Annotated in this window: 18 protein-coding genes; 9 read left to right on the top strand and 9 right to left on the bottom strand. The window is 67.8% G+C overall.

The genetic code is table 11. The features are described from left to right. The 3 genes from AACL56_RS20740 (at window position 1) to AACL56_RS20730 (ending at window position 4,240) form a co-directional block, all read left to right on the top strand. Entirely contained in the window at window positions 1–1,479 is a 1,479-nt protein-coding gene (locus AACL56_RS20740; RefSeq protein ID WP_339091687.1) for an ABC transporter permease subunit, read from the top strand. Window positions 1,480–1,522: 43 nt separating this feature from the next. Beyond that, on the top strand, window positions 1,523–3,703 hold the full coding sequence (locus tag AACL56_RS20735; protein WP_339091686.1) for a TonB-dependent receptor: 2,181 nt from the start codon (window positions 1,523–1,525) through the stop codon (window positions 3,701–3,703). A 111-nt stretch (window positions 3,704–3,814) separates the two neighbouring features. Continuing rightward, the gene (locus AACL56_RS20730; RefSeq protein WP_339091685.1) at window positions 3,815–4,240 is read left to right on the top strand and encodes a PaaI family thioesterase; all 426 of its coding nucleotides are present in this window, start codon (window positions 3,815–3,817) and stop codon (window positions 4,238–4,240) included. On the opposite strand, the gene AACL56_RS20725 is transcribed toward AACL56_RS20730, so the two are convergent. Next, window positions 4,170–5,384, bottom strand: a complete 1,215-nt coding sequence (locus AACL56_RS20725) for an acyltransferase family protein (RefSeq protein ID WP_339091684.1) — start codon at window positions 5,382–5,384, stop codon at window positions 4,170–4,172. The two genes, AACL56_RS20730 and AACL56_RS20725, sit on opposite strands and share 71 nt — an antisense overlap. 166 nt (window positions 5,385–5,550) lie before the next feature. Between AACL56_RS20725 and AACL56_RS20720 the strand changes: the two genes are divergently transcribed. The 4 genes from AACL56_RS20720 to AACL56_RS20705 all read left to right on the top strand — a co-directional run bounded on the left by AACL56_RS20720 (window position 5,551) and on the right by AACL56_RS20705 (window position 9,351). Next, entirely contained in the window at window positions 5,551–6,507 is a 957-nt protein-coding gene (locus AACL56_RS20720) for a LytTR family DNA-binding domain-containing protein (RefSeq protein ID WP_339091683.1), read from the top strand. 150 nt (window positions 6,508–6,657) lie between these two features. Then, window positions 6,658–7,860, top strand: a complete 1,203-nt coding sequence (locus AACL56_RS20715) for an ammonium transporter (protein ID WP_339091682.1) — start codon at window positions 6,658–6,660, stop codon at window positions 7,858–7,860. Window positions 7,861–8,069: 209 nt separating this feature from the next. Continuing rightward, the gene (locus tag AACL56_RS20710; RefSeq protein WP_425337072.1) at window positions 8,070–8,933 is read left to right on the top strand and encodes a succinylglutamate desuccinylase; all 864 of its coding nucleotides are present in this window, start codon (window positions 8,070–8,072) and stop codon (window positions 8,931–8,933) included. A gap of 28 nt (window positions 8,934–8,961) precedes the next feature. Further along, on the top strand, window positions 8,962–9,351 hold the full coding sequence (locus tag AACL56_RS20705) for a DoxX family protein (RefSeq protein WP_339091681.1): 390 nt from the start codon (window positions 8,962–8,964) through the stop codon (window positions 9,349–9,351). Here the strand turns inward: AACL56_RS20705 and AACL56_RS20700 are convergent. Genes AACL56_RS20700 through AACL56_RS20675 form a run of 6 tightly spaced genes read right to left on the bottom strand, consistent with a single transcriptional unit; the run spans window position 9,341 to window position 12,826 of the window. Then, on the bottom strand, window positions 9,341–9,664 hold the full coding sequence (locus AACL56_RS20700; RefSeq protein WP_339091680.1) for a hypothetical protein: 324 nt from the start codon (window positions 9,662–9,664) through the stop codon (window positions 9,341–9,343). The two genes, AACL56_RS20705 and AACL56_RS20700, sit on opposite strands and share 11 nt — an antisense overlap. Before the next feature lie 13 nt (window positions 9,665–9,677). Then, the gene (locus AACL56_RS20695; RefSeq protein WP_339091679.1) at window positions 9,678–10,001 is read right to left on the bottom strand and encodes a HepT-like ribonuclease domain-containing protein; all 324 of its coding nucleotides are present in this window, start codon (window positions 9,999–10,001) and stop codon (window positions 9,678–9,680) included. 32 nt (window positions 10,002–10,033) lie between these two features. Further along, window positions 10,034–10,324, bottom strand: a complete 291-nt coding sequence (locus AACL56_RS20690) for a nucleotidyltransferase family protein (RefSeq protein ID WP_339091678.1) — start codon at window positions 10,322–10,324, stop codon at window positions 10,034–10,036. A gap of 33 nt (window positions 10,325–10,357) precedes the next feature. Then, the gene (locus tag AACL56_RS20685) at window positions 10,358–11,269 is read right to left on the bottom strand and encodes a M23 family metallopeptidase (protein WP_339091677.1); all 912 of its coding nucleotides are present in this window, start codon (window positions 11,267–11,269) and stop codon (window positions 10,358–10,360) included. 46 nt (window positions 11,270–11,315) lie between these two features. Beyond that, complete coding sequence (locus AACL56_RS20680; RefSeq protein ID WP_339091676.1) at window positions 11,316–11,864, bottom strand: pseudouridine synthase; 549 nt, start codon at window positions 11,862–11,864, stop codon at window positions 11,316–11,318. Between the two features lie 2 nt (window positions 11,865–11,866). Further along, window positions 11,867–12,826, bottom strand: a complete 960-nt coding sequence (locus AACL56_RS20675) for a GSU2403 family nucleotidyltransferase fold protein (RefSeq protein WP_339091675.1) — start codon at window positions 12,824–12,826, stop codon at window positions 11,867–11,869. A 203-nt stretch (window positions 12,827–13,029) separates the two neighbouring features. Here AACL56_RS20675 and AACL56_RS20670 point away from each other — a divergent pair, with 203 nt between their 5' ends. Continuing rightward, window positions 13,030–13,329 carry a hypothetical protein gene (locus AACL56_RS20670; protein ID WP_339091674.1) on the top strand — a complete coding sequence of 100 codons (300 nt, stop codon included), beginning with the start codon at window positions 13,030–13,032 and terminating at the stop codon, window positions 13,327–13,329. Between the two features lie 69 nt (window positions 13,330–13,398). On the opposite strand, the gene AACL56_RS20665 is transcribed toward AACL56_RS20670, so the two are convergent. Beyond that, window positions 13,399–15,213, bottom strand: a complete 1,815-nt coding sequence (locus AACL56_RS20665; protein WP_339091673.1) for a glutamine--tRNA ligase/YqeY domain fusion protein — start codon at window positions 15,211–15,213, stop codon at window positions 13,399–13,401. 148 nt (window positions 15,214–15,361) lie between these two features. Here AACL56_RS20665 and AACL56_RS20660 point away from each other — a divergent pair, with 148 nt between their 5' ends. Next, window positions 15,362–15,697 carry a hypothetical protein gene (locus AACL56_RS20660; RefSeq protein ID WP_339091672.1) on the top strand — a complete coding sequence of 112 codons (336 nt, stop codon included), beginning with the start codon at window positions 15,362–15,364 and terminating at the stop codon, window positions 15,695–15,697. A gap of 82 nt (window positions 15,698–15,779) precedes the next feature. Here AACL56_RS20660 and AACL56_RS20655 read toward each other — a convergent pair whose 3' ends face one another. Next, window positions 15,780–16,616, bottom strand: coding sequence for a LytR/AlgR family response regulator transcription factor (locus AACL56_RS20655; RefSeq protein ID WP_339091671.1), 837 nt, complete (start codon window positions 16,614–16,616; stop codon window positions 15,780–15,782). Window positions 16,617–16,622: the final 6 nt, after the last annotated feature.

Genomic DNA, 16,622 nt, shown 5'->3' with positions numbered 1-16,622 from the left:
ATGACCAAGATGCTTTCCGATCCTTCGCAGGGCCGCCGCCTGCTGGCGGTGATGCGCCAGGAGTGCCGCCTCATGCTGGCCGAGCGCGCGCTGTGGGCCGTGGGTGCGCTCTTCCTGGCGTTGGTGGCCTACGCCCTGGGCAACGGGCTCGTGCAGACCGCGAACCGCGACCGCGCGCAGGCCGCCGTCGCGCAGGCCGACCGCGACACCCGCGCCGCGCAGCGCGTGTTGCTCGAAGGCATCCTCGCGGGCACCGCACAGCCCACGCCGTTCGAGAACCCGGCCGATCCGTCGCGCATGGCGAGCGGCTACGGCGGGCATCACGCCATCCTGCCGACGGCGCCGCTGGGCCCGGTCGCGCTGGGCCAGAGCGACCTGTACCCGAGCCAGTACCGGGTCACCGGCCAGAGCCGCGTGGTGTTCATGAACCCGAGCGACATCGAGAGCCCCTGGCACCTGCTGAGCGGGCACTTCGACCTGGCCTTCGTCATCGTCTATCTGCTGCCGCTGCTGATCTTCGCGCTCAGCTACAACCTGCTGTCGGCCGAGCGCGAGAACGGCACCTTGCGGCTGCTGCTGTCGCAGCCCCTGCGCCTTCGCACGCTGCTCGCGGGCAAGCTCACGGTGCGCGCGGCGGTGCTCCTGGGGCCCGCGGTGCTGCTGCCCGTGGCGGTGCTGCTGGTGGCGCGGCAGGCGGGACTGGCCGGCGCATCGGGCGCCACGCTGTGGTGGACCTTGCTGGTCGGCGCCTATGCGCTCTTCTGGTTCGCGCTCGTGGTGGCGGTCAATGCCTTCGGCGCGTCGTCGGCGACCAATGCCATGGTGCTGGTGATCGCGTGGGTGCTGCTGGTGCTGGTCGCGCCGGTACTGCTGAACCTGGCCGTCACGCAGGCCAGTCCGGCGCCCTCGCGCACCGAACTCGCCACGCGCCAGCGCATCGTCACGGCAGAGGCCATGAAGACGCATGCCGCGCCGATGAGCACCGACTACCAGCACGTCGGCCGCGGCACGGTGCTCGTGCCGCAGAACGGCAAGATCGAGATCGCGGGCCGGCTGCTGGGCAGCTACCTGATCGAGAGGGACGTCGACGACGCCATCCGGCCCGAGCTCGACCGCTTCGATGCGCAGCAAGCCAGGCAGCAGGTGCTGCTCGGCCGCTTCAGCGCGGTTTCGCCCGCAGCCGTCGCCTATGAAGGCATGACCGCGCTCGCCGGTACGGGCAGCCGCCGGCAGGCACGCTTCGAAGCGCAGACCGTGGCGCACCACGAGGCGTGGAAGCGCTTCTTCTTCCCGCGCATCGATGCGCGCGATGCGCTCACCCCGGCGGCGTTCGACCGCATCCCTGCCTTCATGTGGCATGAGGAGCCGGCCGGTCTCGTGCGCGGCCACGCCGCCCGGGCCGTGCTGCAGCTCCTTGTGCCGAGCCTGCTGCTGTTCGGGCTGGCCGCATGGCGCCTGCGCCGTTTCTCGGTTTCCTAGCCGCGCTTCCCTTTTTCCTTTCGCAATCCAAGCAAGCAATCCAATGACCATGTTCATCCGTACGGCCATGGCGGTGGCCGCCGCCACCGCCTTCCAGGCGTCCTACGCGCAGGGCGATGCCGAGCTCGGCACCGTCACCGTCGAAGGCAGCCGCGACGCGAGCAGCCTGCATCTGGAGGAATCGAGCGGCACCGCGTCGCGCCTCGGCCTCTCGGTGCGCGAGACGCCGGCTTCGGTCGAGATCCTGTCGCAGGACGCCATCCAGCAGCGCGGTGCGCGCACCTTCAGCGAGGCCCTGCGCGGCGTGGCGGGGCTGTCGGGCGGCGGAGCGCCTTCCGCGCCCACCACCTTGTCGACGCGCGGGTTCAGCAACCTCATGTACCTGTACGACGGCGTGCGCAGCTCCGGCGCGGGCGTGACCAACCGCGTGCAGGACACCTGGAACTACGACCGCATCGAAGTGCTGAAGGGTCCGGCCTCGGTGGTGGACGGCGAGGGCGCGATCGGCGGCGTCGTCAACTTCGTGACCAAGAGGCCCGACCGCGACAACCCGCACAAGGAGGCCTTGCTTTCTTACGGCAGCTACGGCTCCACGCGAGCGGCCTTCGGCTTCGGCGGTGCGCTGGGCGATGCCAGCGCCTACCGCATCGACTACAGCCGCAACGACAGCAGGGTCGGCACCATCGAACGGAACGGCGAGCGCATCGACCACTTCACCAGCGGGTTGATGGTCGACTTCGGCGGCTCGGTGAAGCTGGACCTGTCCTTCGACTACCTGCGCGACGACAACCAGGCCTACTGGGGCACGCCGCTGGTGCCGGCGAGCTTCGCCACGCAACCGACGAGCGTGGTCAGCACGCCCGACGGCCGCGTGATCGACCGGCGGCTGGCACGCAACAACTACAACGTGCCCGACGACGCGAACAGCTCCGAGACCTACTGGCTGCGTGCGCGCCTCACGGGCCACGCCGGCGGTGGTTGGTCGTGGCGCAACGAGTTCTCGGCCAACAGGTCGAACCGCATCTTCCGCAACTCGGAAAGCGCGGTGTTCGTGGCACCGGCCAGCATCGCGCGCGACCAGACGCTCATCACGCACGACCAGGACTTCTGGCTCGACCGCTTCGACGCCACGCACAAGGGCAATCTCGGCGGCATGGACAACCGCTTCGTGGTGGGCGGCGAGTACAGCGAGACGCGCTTCGGCAGCCGGCGCCGCTTTTCCGACAGCAGCGCGGCCACCGCGAACCTGCTGCGTGTTCCGGTGTTCGATCCCTACCTGGCTCCGTTCGACGAGAACCCCGCGCTGAGCACCGGCGGCGGGAATCGCACCAACACCCTGTCGAACGTGAAGGTCACCTCGGTGTTCGTGGAAGACGCGCTGAAGCCGCTGCACAACCTCACGCTGGTGGGCGGCCTGCGGCACGACCGCACCGAGGTCGAACGCGGCATCGCCGACCTGAACCTGGGCAGCTACACGCGCTTCGGCACGAGCTACCGCGCGACCTCGGGCCGCATCGGCGCGGTGTACGACCTCACGCCGCAGTCGAGCGTGTACGCGCAATACACCAACGCCACGCTGCCGGTGAATTCGCTGTTCCTGCTGTCGGCCTCGAACGCGGCGTTCCCGATGTCGCGCGGCAAGCAGGCCGAGGTGGGTTTCAAGCAGAGCCTGCCCGACGCGAACCTCGAGTGGACGGCCGCGGCCTACAGGATCGAGCTGGGCAACGTGCTTTCGCGCGATCCGAACAACCCCAACAACACCGTGAACAACGGCAGCCAGTCGTCGCGCGGCATCGAGCTGTCGGCCGTGTGGCGGCCCGCGCGCGAATGGACGCTGGCCGGCAACCTCGCCGCGCTCGACGCGCGATTCGACACGCTGGTGGAAGCGGGCAACGTCTCGCGAATGGGCAAGACGCCACCCAACGTGCCCGAGCGCGTGGCCAACGTGTTCGCCACCTACCGGCCCGACGGATCGAAGTTCGAGTACTTCGCCTCGTTGAACCACGTGGGCCCGATGTACACCGACAACGCCAACCAGATCCGCATCAACGGCTTCACCACGCTCGACGCGGCCGTGAGCTACCGCATGCGCAACGCGCTGCTGAGCTTTCGCGTGCGCAACCTGACGGACAAGCTGTACGCCACCTGGGCCGGCCGCGCGACCAGCCAGGTGCTGCTGGCGCCGAGGCGCACCTTCGAGCTGTCGGCGAAGTTCGATTTCTGACCGGGCGTGTCGCCAAGGTAACCGCCGGCGCATCCGGGGTCGCACGCGCGACGACGGATGCAGGCGGTGCTTTCTAGAGTGGCTGCATTCACACCACCGAGGGATACCGCCATGCTCGACACCATCCAGGCCATCAACAAGACCGCCGGCTTCAACCGCTGGGCCGGCTTCGAGGTCACCAGCGCTGCCGAGGGCGAGGCCGAATTGCGCATGGACTTCCGAGAGGAAGACATGGGCCAGTACGCAGGCTTCCTGCATGCGGGGCTGATCGGTGCGCTGCTGGACACCGTGAGCGGTTTCGCGGCCGCCACGGTGGCCGGCCGCGTGCTGGCCTCGCACTTCTCGGTGAACTGCATCTCGCCCGCGGTGGGGCAGGCGTTCGTGGCGCGCGGACGTGTGGTGAAGGCCGGGCGCAAGCAGGTGTTCGCGGCGGCGGAGCTCTACGCGCAGGGCGAGGGTGCCGCGCTCAAGCTCGTGGCGACGGGGAACGCCATCCTGGTTCCGGTGGAAGAGGCTGCGGCGAAGGCCGCTTCGTAGCCTTCAGTCCGAACAGCGGCCGGAGGAAGCCGACGCGTCGGATCAGCCCGTCCGTCAGCAGCCAGCAGCCGGCCAGTGTCAGCGCCACCAGCAGCGCAGGCTCTGCGACCGGTCCCAGGGCCAGCGGCGCGAGCACGGTGATGGCCACGACGATCAGCGTCTGGTGCAGCACGTACCACGGGTACACCGATTCGTTGGCCCAGCGCAGCCATCGCCACGGGCGGTTCAGGTGGCGGTGGCCATGGCCGAGGATGGTGGCGACCATCAGCCACAGGTAGAGCACGCGCAAGGTGTCTGTCAGCGGACCTGGAGCCGGCCACCTGCCGCTCGCACGCAGCGCGAAGAAGACGGCGATGACCGCCACGGCCAGCGCGAGCGACACGCGGCGCAGGCGCTCCAGCTCCTTCCACACGCCGGTGTCCGTGCCCATCCAGTAGCCGTAGAGGAATAGCGTGAAGTAGATGCTGTGCAGATGGAAGTCGCGCACGAGGTTGTGCGTGGCGGGAAAGCGCGCGGCCAGCAGCATCGTCCACAGCAGCAGCGGCATGGCGGGCAACAGCAGCAGCTTCCAGCCGCGCAGGCCGTCGAAGGCGCGGCGCAGCCATTGGCCGGCGGCCGAGTTCCACAGCGGCAGCGTCAGCGCGACCAGTGCGGTGTAGGTGAACAGGTAGGGCAGGTACCAGAGGTGGTTCCAGGTGATGCCGAATTCCGCGCCGTCGAAGGCCTGCTTCGGCCAAGGCGCGCTCATCGACAGGTAGCGCAGCACAAAGGCGCCGAAGCCCGGCGCCACGTAGCCGCTGGCCACGCCCTGCGCGTAGGCCTGGTACGGCACGATCACCGCCATGCCGAACGCCAGCGGCAGCATCAGCCGCAGGCCGCGGCTTCGCAACAGGCCCCAGGTGCCCTGGCCCCGACTCAGGAAGCCGAGCGACACGCCCGAGATCAGGAACACCAGGTCCATGCGCCAGAGGTTCAGCGCCACCATCGGCCACTGCAGCCATTCGGCGGCGTGCGGACTCTTCAGGTGCCAGTGCCAGCCCGCCACGTAGTACATGCCCACGTGATAGAGGATGACGAACAGGAAGGCCAGCGCGCGCAGGGCGTCGATGTCGTGGCGGCGGTCGGAGAGGGTGGTGGTGCTCATCGCGGGCTCCTCGAAACAGGAAGGCCGCGATGCTCGTCCCGGCACGGCCCGCGTGGCGCAGCCGGGGGACGGATCGCCCCCGGTTTGTGACGAACGGTGGCCCCGAGGGACGAAAAAGCGCGAAAGCAGGCCGCCCCCCGGGCCTGTATTCGCGAGAATTCCCGCCATGGGCGACCCTCGCAAGAACCTCTACGAGCGCTACGAGCCGGTGCGCCGGTACGTCGAGGTGGGTTTCTGGATCGTCGTGATGGCGGTGCAGGCGGTGTTCAACACCACGGTGGCGCTGGTCGACGCGCGCACCCGCGCCGCACCGCCCGCCACCTGGGAGATCCTGGTCTGGGAGTGCTCCAGCCACCTGGTGCTGCTGGCGCTGGTGCCGGCCATCGTGGCGGTCGAGCGCCGGCTGTCGCCCCTGCCGCGCCTGCACCTGCTGCGCTACCTGGCCGGCCATGCGCTGGCGAGCGTCGCTTTCAGCGTGGTCCACGTGGTGGCCATGTTCGGGTTGCGCGCGCTCGCCTACATGGCCGTGGGCGAGCGCTACGACTTCGCGGGCTGGAGCGGGCAGTGGGGCTATGAATACCTGAAGGACGTGCGAGCCTACGTGTCGATCGTCTTCGGTATCTGGGCCTACCGGCTCTTCATGCTGCGGCTGCAGGGCGAGGCGCGCGTGCTCGATGCGCCGGAGGAACGGCCAGCGCCGCTGCCGCCGCCGGAGATTTCGCCGCAGCCGGCAGGCGTCGAGCCTGCAATGGCGCAAGCGCCTCCGGCGCCCCCGGCACCGCCCCCGGCGCCCGTTCGGCCCGAGCGTTTCCTGGTTCGCAAGCTGCGCCGCGAGTTCCTCATCGCCGCCACCGACATCGACTGGCTGCAGGCGGAGGGCAACTACGTCGGCCTGCACGTGAACGGCCACGACTACCTGCTGCGCGCAACGCTGACCGACTTCCTGACCCAGCTCGACCCCGCTGCCTTCGTGCGCGTGCACCGCAGCCATGCAGTCAACCTGGGCCGCATCAGGGAGATCGAGCCGCTGGACGGCGGCGACGCCCGCCTCCACATGCACGACGGCACCACGGTGCCCTGCAGCCGCCGCTACCGCGACGCGCTGCGCGCCGGCGCGGGCTGATCCGGTGCGCGAGAGGGCTCCGGCAGGCCCTTGTTTGGTTCATTCCGCACCATCAGCGAGCCTTGGGCACCATTTTTGCTTTCTTTGGCCGCCGCGCGACTGATTCGGGTGCGGCGCACCAATTCAAATCAAAAACTGCAAGAAGCTCCAATGGACGCACTCAAACAGGGCGCAGATGCGCTGTTCATCCTTCTCGGCGCCATCATGGTGTTGGCGATGCACGCCGGTTTTGCTTTTCTCGAACTGGGGACAGTGCGCAAGAAGAACCAGGTCAATGCGCTGGTGAAGATCCTCGTCGACTTCTCGGTCTCGACCATTGTTTACTTCTTGGTGGGCTATGGCGTGGCCTACGGCACGCATTTCTTCGTGAGCGCCAGCGAACTGTCGGCAAGAAGCGGCTACGAGCTGGTGAAGTTCTTCTTCCTGCTGACCTTCGCCGCAGCCATCCCAGCCATCATCTCGGGCGGCATTGCCGAGCGGGCCAAGTTCTGGCCGCAGCTGATCGCCACTGCGGTGATCGTCGGGTTCGTCTATCCCCTTTACGAGGGCATCGCCTGGAACGGGCACTTCGGAATCCAGGGCTGGATCGCCTCGCTCACGGGCCACGAGTTCCACGACTTCGCGGGCTCGGTGGTGGTCCACGCGGTGGGCGGCTGGCTGGCGCTGCCGGCGGTGCTGCTGCTGGGCGCGCGACGCAACCGCTACCGCGGCGACGGCTCGCTGAGCGCACATCCACCGTCGAACATTCCGTTCCTGGCGCTGGGTGCGTGGGTGCTGTGCGTGGGCTGGTTCGGCTTCAACGTGATGAGCGCGCAGAGCATCGACAAGATCTCGGGCCTGGTGGCCGTCAACTCGCTCATGGCCATGGTCGGCGGCACGCTGGTGGCGCTGGCCATGGGCAGGAACGACCCGGGCTTCGTCTACAACGGCCCGCTCGCCGGGCTCGTTGCCGTGTGCGCCGGCTCCGACCTGATGCACCCGCTGGGCGCGCTGATGGTGGGCGGTGTGGCCGGCGCCATCTTCGTCAGGATGTTCACGCTGGTGCAGAACAGATGGAAGATCGACGACGTGCTCGGCGTGTGGCCGCTGCACGGCCTGTGCGGCACCTGGGGCGGCATCGCCGCCGGCATCTTCGGCACCCAGGCACTGGGCGGCATCGGCGGCGTGAACCTGTGGGCGCAGCTCATCGGCACGCTGATGGGCGTCGCCTGGGCCGGGCTCGCCGGCTGGGCGGTCTACGGCGCGCTGAAGAAGGCGGTCGGGTTGCGCCTCACGCAGGAGGAGGAATACGACGGGGCGGACCTGTCGATCCACCATATTTCGGCGACGCCGGAGCGGGAGGTGAATTGGTAGCCGGCTCGCAGTGAACGTATTTGCCCCTAACGGGCGTGCGCGCGGTCCAGGGGCCGCCGGCGCAGTCACTTGAAGCACGAACGCGCGGCCTGTAGCAAACTCGCCGCACCGTTCCGCTCATTCATACCTGCAGGCCCCATGACCCAATCGCCCCCGCCCTCGAAGTCCTCCCCCGCGATCTCTCCGCCTACCGCAAAGGCAACACCGGCATCGACTACGTGCACCGGTTCGAGTCGGGCAAGCCCGGCCCGCACGTGCTGATCAACGCGCTCACGCACGGCAACGAGATCTGCGGCATGACGGCGGCCACGCATCTGCTGGACAACGACGTGCGCCCGCAGATCGGCACGCTCACCGTGTCCTTCGCGAACATCGACGCGTACGAGTCGTTCAAGGAAGAGTCGCCGTACGACAGCCGCCAGATCGTGCACAACCTCAACCGCATCTGGTCGCCCGAATGGCTGGACGGCAGCGAAGACAGCCCCGAGCTGCGCCGCGCGCGCATCCTGCGTCCGGTGGTGGACGCGGCCGACCACATCCTGGACATCCACTCGACCAGCCAGCCCGTGGTGCCGTTCTGGGTCTACCCGGCCTTCGAGCGCAACGCCAAGGTCGCGCTGGCCATCGGCCGTCCGTCGGTGCACCTCGTGATGCCCGACGGCCTGGGCTCGGGCACGCCGCTGATCCAGTACGGCAGCCACGGCGGCCCCGACGGCAAGGGCGTGGCGATGGTGGTCGAGTGTGGCCAGCATTTCCTGCGCTCCGCATCGGATCTGGCCACCGCCGTCACCTACGACTTCCTGGCGTACTTCGGCCTCGTCGAGAAAGACCCGGCCACGCCGGCGCCCGAGCCGCAACGCCGCTTCGAGCTGCTGCAGACCTTCGTCATCAAGTCGGAAGACTTCAAGTTCGTGCGCCCGCTGATCGGCTTCGAGACCTTCGCCAAGGGCGAGCTGATCGCGACCAACGGCGACGAGGAGATCCGCGCGCTGTGCGACGACTGCACCATCTTCATGCCCGCGCAGCGCCCGATCGTCGGGCGCGAGGCGGTGTACCTCACCAGGCCGCTCTGAGGTCCGAGGGTTGAACGAGGCACCCGCCATGAGCCGCTGGCGCGTGGCGGGCCTCGCGTTCGTCTTCCTGTGGTTCGCCATCGGCGGCGTCGCGCATTTCGCGTTGACCGAGACCGAGATGCGCATCGTGCCGCCGTACATCCCATGGCCGCGCGCCGCGGTGCTGGTGAGCGGCGTGCTCGAACTGCTGGGCGCGGCCGGGCTGCTGTGGCGCCCGACGCGGCGCGCCGCAGGCATCGGCCTCTTCTTGCTGACGCTGGCCGTGACGCCCGCGCATTTCTACATGCTGCAGCGCCCGGAGCTGTTCGCGGGCGTGCCGTACTGGGCCTTGGTGGTGCGGTTGCCGGTTCAGGTGGCGCTGCTGGCGCTGATCGCGTGGAGCACGTCGGCGGGGCCGAAGAACGCGGTCAGCAGATGAGCAGGTGGCGCGGCGCGTCGGCGGTGCTGTAGTCGGCGTGCCAGTAGTGCGGGTCGTCGCATGGGCTGAAGACGGCCTCGGCGCTTGCATGGCGGCTGTCGAATCGCCGCGAGAGCGTGACATGCACCGAGCCCGCGTCGGGCCAGTCGACGCCGGCGTCCGTCACGCGGTTGCCGGAGGCGACTTCCGCGGCGAGGATTTCCTGCAGGGCAGGGTGCAGGCGGGTGTTGAGCAGGGCAAGGATGTCGCTTCGCGAAGTGCGTGGAACGGAGGCGGCGACGCAGCTTTCGGTGAACGGCGGCTGATCGGGCATTTGCCTTCGGGATTCAGTCGGGGCTCGACAGATTGGAGATCTGTGTCCGCAATGGCTGCAAATCGTTCTGGACGGTTTGCCAGACGATGGTGTGATCGACAGAGAAGTAACCGTGCGACAGCGCGTTCCGCATTTCGTAAGCGATACGCCAAGGAACCTCGGGATGTGTTGCAGCGTATCCCGGGTGATGCTTGACGATGTTGTTGCTGGCTTCGCCAATGACCTCCAGATTCCGGACCACGGCATCCTGTGTCTTCCGGTCGATCAGGTATCCCGCCAGCGTTGCGCCAGCTGTGTATTCGAGGATGTTGTCGATGGCCTGAAGGATGTGACCCAAATAGTCCGCAATCCGACGCGGATCACCTCGACTCACAGAGGCACCGCTTCGCGCAGGACGCGGTCGCGAAACTTGAGTGGCAGTCCGGCCGGCGTGAGGACATCCACCTCTATGCCCAGCAGGGTCCTCAGCTCGTACCGGATGGCACCGATGTCCATCAACGTGGTTTGTGCGGTGGGCTCGACCAGCAGGTCCAGGTCGCTGTCGATACCGTCCTCACCGCGCGACGCCGAGCCAAACACCCGGACACCGCTGACGTGGTGGCTCAGCGCAATCTCGCGGATGCGGGCGCGGTGCATGGACAGGGCTTCGGAGGGGCGCATGGGCGCAGTGTAGTGCGGCAGCGTTGCGCGGTCTCAAGCCGCGATGAACAACGCCGGATCCACCATCGCCCGGTTCAGCATCACCGACCAATGCAGATGCGGCCCCGTCACCCGACCCGTCGCGCCCACCGCGGCCAGCGCTTCGCCGGGCTTGAGCACATCGCCCACCTTCACGTCGACACGGCTCAGGTGGCAGTACATCGTCAGCAGCCCGCCGCCATGGTCCATCCACACGGTGCCGCCATTGAAGAAGTAGTCGCCCGTGTCGATCACCTTGCCCGGCAGCGGTGCGAGCACCGGCGTGCCGGTGCCGGCGGCGATGTCCATGCCGCTGTGCGGATTGCGCGACTGGCCGTTGAACACTCGGCGCAGGCCGAAGGAACTGGAGCGGCGTCCCGGCACGGGCACGCGCATCTGCAGCGCGGCGTCGGGGCGCATGTCGCTGAGGGTGGCCATCACGCCGCTCAGGTGGTCGCGCTCCTTGACGTAGCGGGCCTCGTCTTCGGGCGAGAGGTCGACCGTGCGCGGCGCTACGGTCAGGCGCTGCTCGCGGTACTGCTTGGGCGACACGGTGTAGGCGACCTGGCGTTCGGGCTTGCCTTCGGCGCGCACCGTGATGCCGGCCTCGCCGGGTTCCGCCGCGAGCGGAATGCCGACCAGCGCGGTCCACTCGATCGGGTCGCCGACAACCAGCACCGGCACCTCGCCCGCGAAGGCCTGCGGCCGTCTGGCCGAAGGGCCGAGCGACAGGCGCGCCACGCCGCCGGGCACCTGCGAGGCGTGAGGCCAGACGTCGGGCGCAGCCGGCTTCTTCTTCGTCTTCGCGGGTGCTGCCGCGCCTGCGTTCGTGGCCGTCAGCGCGAGCCAGCCCAGGGTGCCGAGCACCGCGCCGCGGCGGCTCAGTGCGAGGGAGGAGAGATCGGAAATGGGAAGTGTCTTGTGCATGGGATGAGTTCGATGAGGGTTCTTTCGGTGGCGGCGTCGATGCCCGTCAGTCCAGCCAGGTTCCGGGCGCCAGTCCGTCGAGCGTATGCGGCCCGATGGCGGCGCGGATCAAGCGCAGTGTCGGCAGCCCGACGGCGGCCGTCATGCGCCGCACCTGCCGGTTGCGGCCTTCGCTGATCGCCAGTTCCAGCCACGCGGTGGGAATGCTCTTGCGTTCGCGGATCGGCGGCTCCCTGTTCCACACGGCAGGCGGTGGATCGAGCAGCCGGGCCCTGGCCGGACGCGTGGGGCCGTCGTTGAGCTGTACGCCGCTGCGCAGCGCTGCGAGCGCCTCTTCGGTGGGCACGCCTTCCACCTGCACCCAGTAGATCTTCTCCATCTTGAAACGCGGATCGGCAATGCGCGCCTGCAGCTTGCCGTCGTCGGTGAGCAGCAGCAGGCCCTCGCTGTCGGCGTCGAGCCGGCCGGCGACGTAGACGCCCGGGATGTCGATGAAATCCTTCAGGCCACGCCAGCGGCCCTCGGGGGTGAACTGGCTGAGGACGCCGTAGGGCTTGTTGAAGCGGATCAGGCGGGACGAGGTCGGCAGATTCATGGTTAGGTGGCATCGCGCGGCGCATTGGCCAACTGCGGCAGGTAGTCTCGCACCAGTTCTTCGACGGTTTCTGCCTGCAGCGTGTCGCGTCCCGACTTGAGCGGATCACGGTCGGGGCGATGCGCGAGCCACCGTTTGAAGCGTGCGAAGGCCAGCGGATGCACGGTGTTCATGCGCGCCATGTGCCCGGTAGCCCCGACCACGACGGCGGAGAAACGCGGGGCGCTCACCAGCTGTTCCGCGTTGCGTGCCTGCACGACCCAGAAATCGTCGGCGGCTTCGCTCAGCTGGGCAGGGTGAGGGTCTTGCTCCTGCACCTCGCGTCGCAGGATGTCGACCTCGAAGCCTTTGCTGTTGACCGCCGTGTAGCGCTGGTCGTCGATCAGCGAAAACGTCTTGTCGACCTTGCGCAGCAGTGCCAGCATGGAGGAGTCGAGGCGCTTGAGCTGGGTGGCCAGCCTGAAGCGCTTGCGCGTGTCCCAGAGCAGGTCGACATCGCGCGTTGCCACCGCTGCGCTTCGCAGGCGAACGCCCGCTGCCGTTTCGTAGGCATAGAGCGCATGGGTGCCCACCACTGTGAAATGCTCCGAGATGTCTGCGCGTTTCAGCATGTCGAGAATGTCGACGACGATGGTCGGAGTGCGCCCCACGAACAAGGCTCGGTTCATGCGCTGATGGCGTGCCACTGCCTCGCCCAGGTCCTTGACCCTGTGTTGAGCTGCTTCCTTTCTTTGGACGAAGCTGTTGTGGATGGCTTCGGTTTCAGGGCTTCGGGCGCCCAGGCTTTTTTGTGCGTTGCGGGTGCTGGTGCGGATGAGATAGTCGACACCGTTGACGGTTTTCCAGTACATGCCGCCGCGCACCCCCGCGGCCTGGGTTTCTGCGGCTTCGAGCGCTTCGAAGGTGGCCCTGGCGTCGATGTACTGGCGGCGCGCGTCATCGCCGATGTCGTGAAAATCCATTGGGTTTCCGTACAAATTCTATAAGTCCAAATTTATACGGAAAACTTATTCATATCAATGAGTTACGTTCCCTTCGACTCAAAGGTCGTCGCCTCGTTTTTCAAAAGGCGGCGACGAGCCACATGCAGGTGAGCGGCTGTCCTTCATCTCGACACCCGCGGACGAGCGCCAATGGATTGGCGAGCAAATACCAGAAAGCCGAAATGACAACGCGAAAACTGATCCAGATCGCAGGCATGGGAGTTGCATTCTTGCTGGCCGCATGCAACAGCACCTCCCTGCGCGTCGGCGGCGCGCCCGAGGCGAGCATCAAGAACTGCGTGACCGCGGCTTCACGCGAACTGCGGGTGCCGCCGGGCGCCATCGTTGTGGACAGCGGCTCGACGCCGCGAGACGGCGTCTACACGATCAACCTGAAGGTCGGGCCGCAAGGCCGGTCGGCCGTCTGCACGACCGACGAAAACAGCGCGGTGCTGGGCGTGGTCTACAAGCGCCCCGAATGACCCTGGGCTGAAAAGAAAAAGGCCGGCGCCATCATGGCACCGGCCTTTCGGATCACTGGATGCGGCTGCCTACTTGCCCCAGCTGTCCCGCATCCCCGCCGCGCGGTTGAAGACCAGCTTGCCATCGGCGCCGCCCTTCGAGTCGCGCACGAAGTAGCCGTGCCGCTCGAACTGGATGCCCACGCCGGGTTCGGCCTTGGCGAGCGAGGGCTCGACGAATGCCGAGCACACTTCCAGGCTGGTCTTGTTCAGTTCGTCCAGCAGCTCGCCGCTGCCCGGATTGGCCTCGGAGAACAGCCGCTCGTAGAGCCGCACTTCGGCCTGCACCGCGTCGGCCGCGGCCACCCAGGTGATGTTGCCCTTGACCTTGATCGCGTCCGCGCCGGGCGTGCCGCTCTTGGTGTCGGGCACCAGCGTGGCCTGCACCTCGACGAGCTTGCCGCTCGCGTCGCGCGTGGCGCCGGTGCACTCGATGACGTGCCCGTACTTCAGGCGCACCTTGTTGCCGGGGAACAGGCGGAAGAAGCCCTTGGGCTGCACGTCTTCGTAGTCGGTGCTCTCGATCCAGACCTCGCGGCCCAGCTTGAACTCGCGCTTGCCCATCTCGGGGTGGTGCGGGTGCACGGGCGCGGAGCAGTCGTCGAGCATGTCGTCGCCGCCCATGAGTTCGCCCCAGTTGGTGATGACGAGCTTGACCGGATCGAGCACGGCCATGGCGCGCGGGGCGACGGGGTCGAGGGTGTCGCGCAGCGCGGCCTCGAGGCTGGCGTAGTCGATCCAGCCGCCCGACTTGGTGGTGCCGCTGCGTTCGCAGAACAGGCGCAGCGCCTCGGGCGTGTAGCCGCGGCGGCGCAGGCCGGCAATGGTGGGCATGCGGGGGTCGTCCCAGCCGTCGACGTGCTTGTCTTCGACCAACTGGCGCAGCTTGCGCTTGCTGGTCATGACGTGGGTGACGTTCAGGCGTGCGAATTCGTACTGGCGCGGGTGCGGGCTGGCGATGAGGCCGCCTTCGGCCAGGCGGTCGAGCAGCCAGTCGTAGAACGGGCGCTGGTCTTCGAACTCCAGCGTGCAGATGCTGTGGGTGATCTGCTCGAGGGCGTCCTCGATGGGGTGCGCGTAGGTGTACATCGGGTAGATGCACCACTTGTCGCCGGTGTTGTGATGCGTGGCCCGACGGATGCGATAGAGCGCCGGGTCGCGCATGTTGATGTTGGGGCTCGCCATGTCGATCTTCGCGCGCAGGATGGCGGCGCCGTCTCCGAGCTTGCCGTCGCGCATTTCGCGAAAGCGCGCAAGGTTCTCTTCGGGCGTGCGGCTGCGGAAGGGGCTGTCGGTGCCGGGCGTGGTGAAGTCGCCGCGGTTGGCGCGCATTTCTTCGGGGGTCTGCTCGTCCACGTAGGCCAGGCCGGCGCCGATCAGGTATTCGGCCGCCTCGTACATGAAGTCGAAGTAGTTGCTTGCGAAGTACTCGTGCGGCTGCATCGTGCCGGGGGCGCTCGGGCGGTCGGCCAGGTAGGTCTCGTAGCCGAGCCATTTCACCGCGTCGCGGATGGAATCGACGTACTCCTGGTCTTCCTTCTCGGGGTTGGTGTCGTCGAAGCGCAGGTGGCACACGCCGCCATATTCCCTGGCCATCTCGAAGTTGAGCCAGATGCTCTTGGCGTGGCCGATGTGCAGGTAGCCGTTGGGTTCCGGCGGAAAGCGCATGCGGACCTTGGCCGGGTCGGCCATGCCCTCGGCGTGATGGGCGGCGTTGCCGGGCGATCCACCCCACTTGCGGCCTGCGTAGGCGCCTTGCGCGAGGTCGTTCTCGATCACGTGGCGCAGGAAATTGCTCGGTGCAACGGCCGTCTTGGCGCCGTTCTTGTCGGTCGGTGAGGTCATTGCTTCATTCTAGTTTGCGCCCCTCGAGCGTTACCTTTGGCAACGTTCTTCACATTGCCCGGTGCACCCCCTTTGCAATTGGCGCGTTCAATACACACATGGGCGGTCCAGACCGGACCGGGCCCACCGATTCAAGGAGTCCAACATCATGAGCCTTACACGTTCCAATTTCCTCAAATGGGCCGCCGCAGGTGCCGTGGCTGCCGGTGCACTGTTCGCCGCCACTTCCGCCAGCGCCCGCAGCGACGTGAGCTGGTCGATCGGTGTCGGTGTGCCGGGCGTGGCAGTGGGCGTCGGTGCCCCGGCCTACTACCCGGCTCCGGCTCCGGTCTACGTGCCGCAGGCCCCCGTGTACTACGCACCGCCGCCGCCCGTCTACTACCGCCCGCCGCCGGTGTATTACCGTCCGGCCCCGGTCTACTACGGTCCCCCGGCCTATTACGGCCCGCGCGGCTACTACCGCGGCCACGGCCACTGGCGCTGATCTGCCACACCGTTTGTGACTGAATGAAAAAGCCGGCTCCTGAGGGGCCGGCTTTTTTTATGGGCACTGCGCGCCCGCCATTTCACATGGCGCGAAACAGGTGGGCGTACAGCCGGCTCACCGGGATCTTCTCGGCCCGCCCGCGCAGCGCCAGGTGCATCTTGCCGGCGTCGTCGCGATGCACCGACTCGATGGCCGCGCTGCGCACCACCACCGCACGGTGCACCTGCCAGAAGGTGTCGGCGTCGAGCTGAGGCAGCAACTGCTTGAGCGGTGTGCGGATCAGGTACTCGTGCGCGGTGGTGAGCACGCGAAGGTATTTGTCGGCCGCCTCGAAATACAGCACTTCGTCGATCGGCACCATGCGCACCGTGCTGCCGCCGGCGTCGCTGGCCGCAATGATGCGCAGCGGCGCGGCCGCCGGTGCCGCGGCAGCCGCGCCGGCACCCGCAGCAGCCAGCACCTGGCGCCATTGGCCGAGTGTGCGTTCGAGTGCTTCGTCGGCCATGGCCGGCGTGGGCGAAGGCGCGTGGGCCGCCAGCGCCTGCTGCAGCCGCGCGACGGTCCTGCGCAGCCGCTCGGGCTGGACGGGCTTCAGCACGTAGTCGATGGCCTGGGCCTCGAAGGCCCGCGCGGCGTATTCGTCGTAGGCGGTGACGAACACCAGCTGCGGCATAGGCGCCTCGTCGGTGGGCCAGCTGTCGGCCAGTTCGGCTGCGGCCGCCAGACCGTCGAGGCCGGGCATCCGGATGTCGAAGAACAGCACCTGCGGCAGCAGGCGCAGCGCCTCGCGCACAGCGCTGCGGCCGTCGCCGGCGGTGGCCACGACCTGCAGTCCGGGCCAGGCGGCGGCCAGTTCGGCCTTGAGGGCCTGCGCGAGCAGGGGTTCGTCTTCGGCGATGAGGGCGGTGGCTTGCATTGGTGT

Origin of the sequence: Variovorax paradoxus (genome assembly GCF_902712855.1) — a bacterium.
GTDB lineage: Bacteria > Pseudomonadota > Gammaproteobacteria > Burkholderiales > Burkholderiaceae_C > Variovorax > Variovorax paradoxus_Q.
Note: the sequence above shows the minus strand (reverse complement) of the source record. Positions and strands in the feature narration are given on the sequence as shown.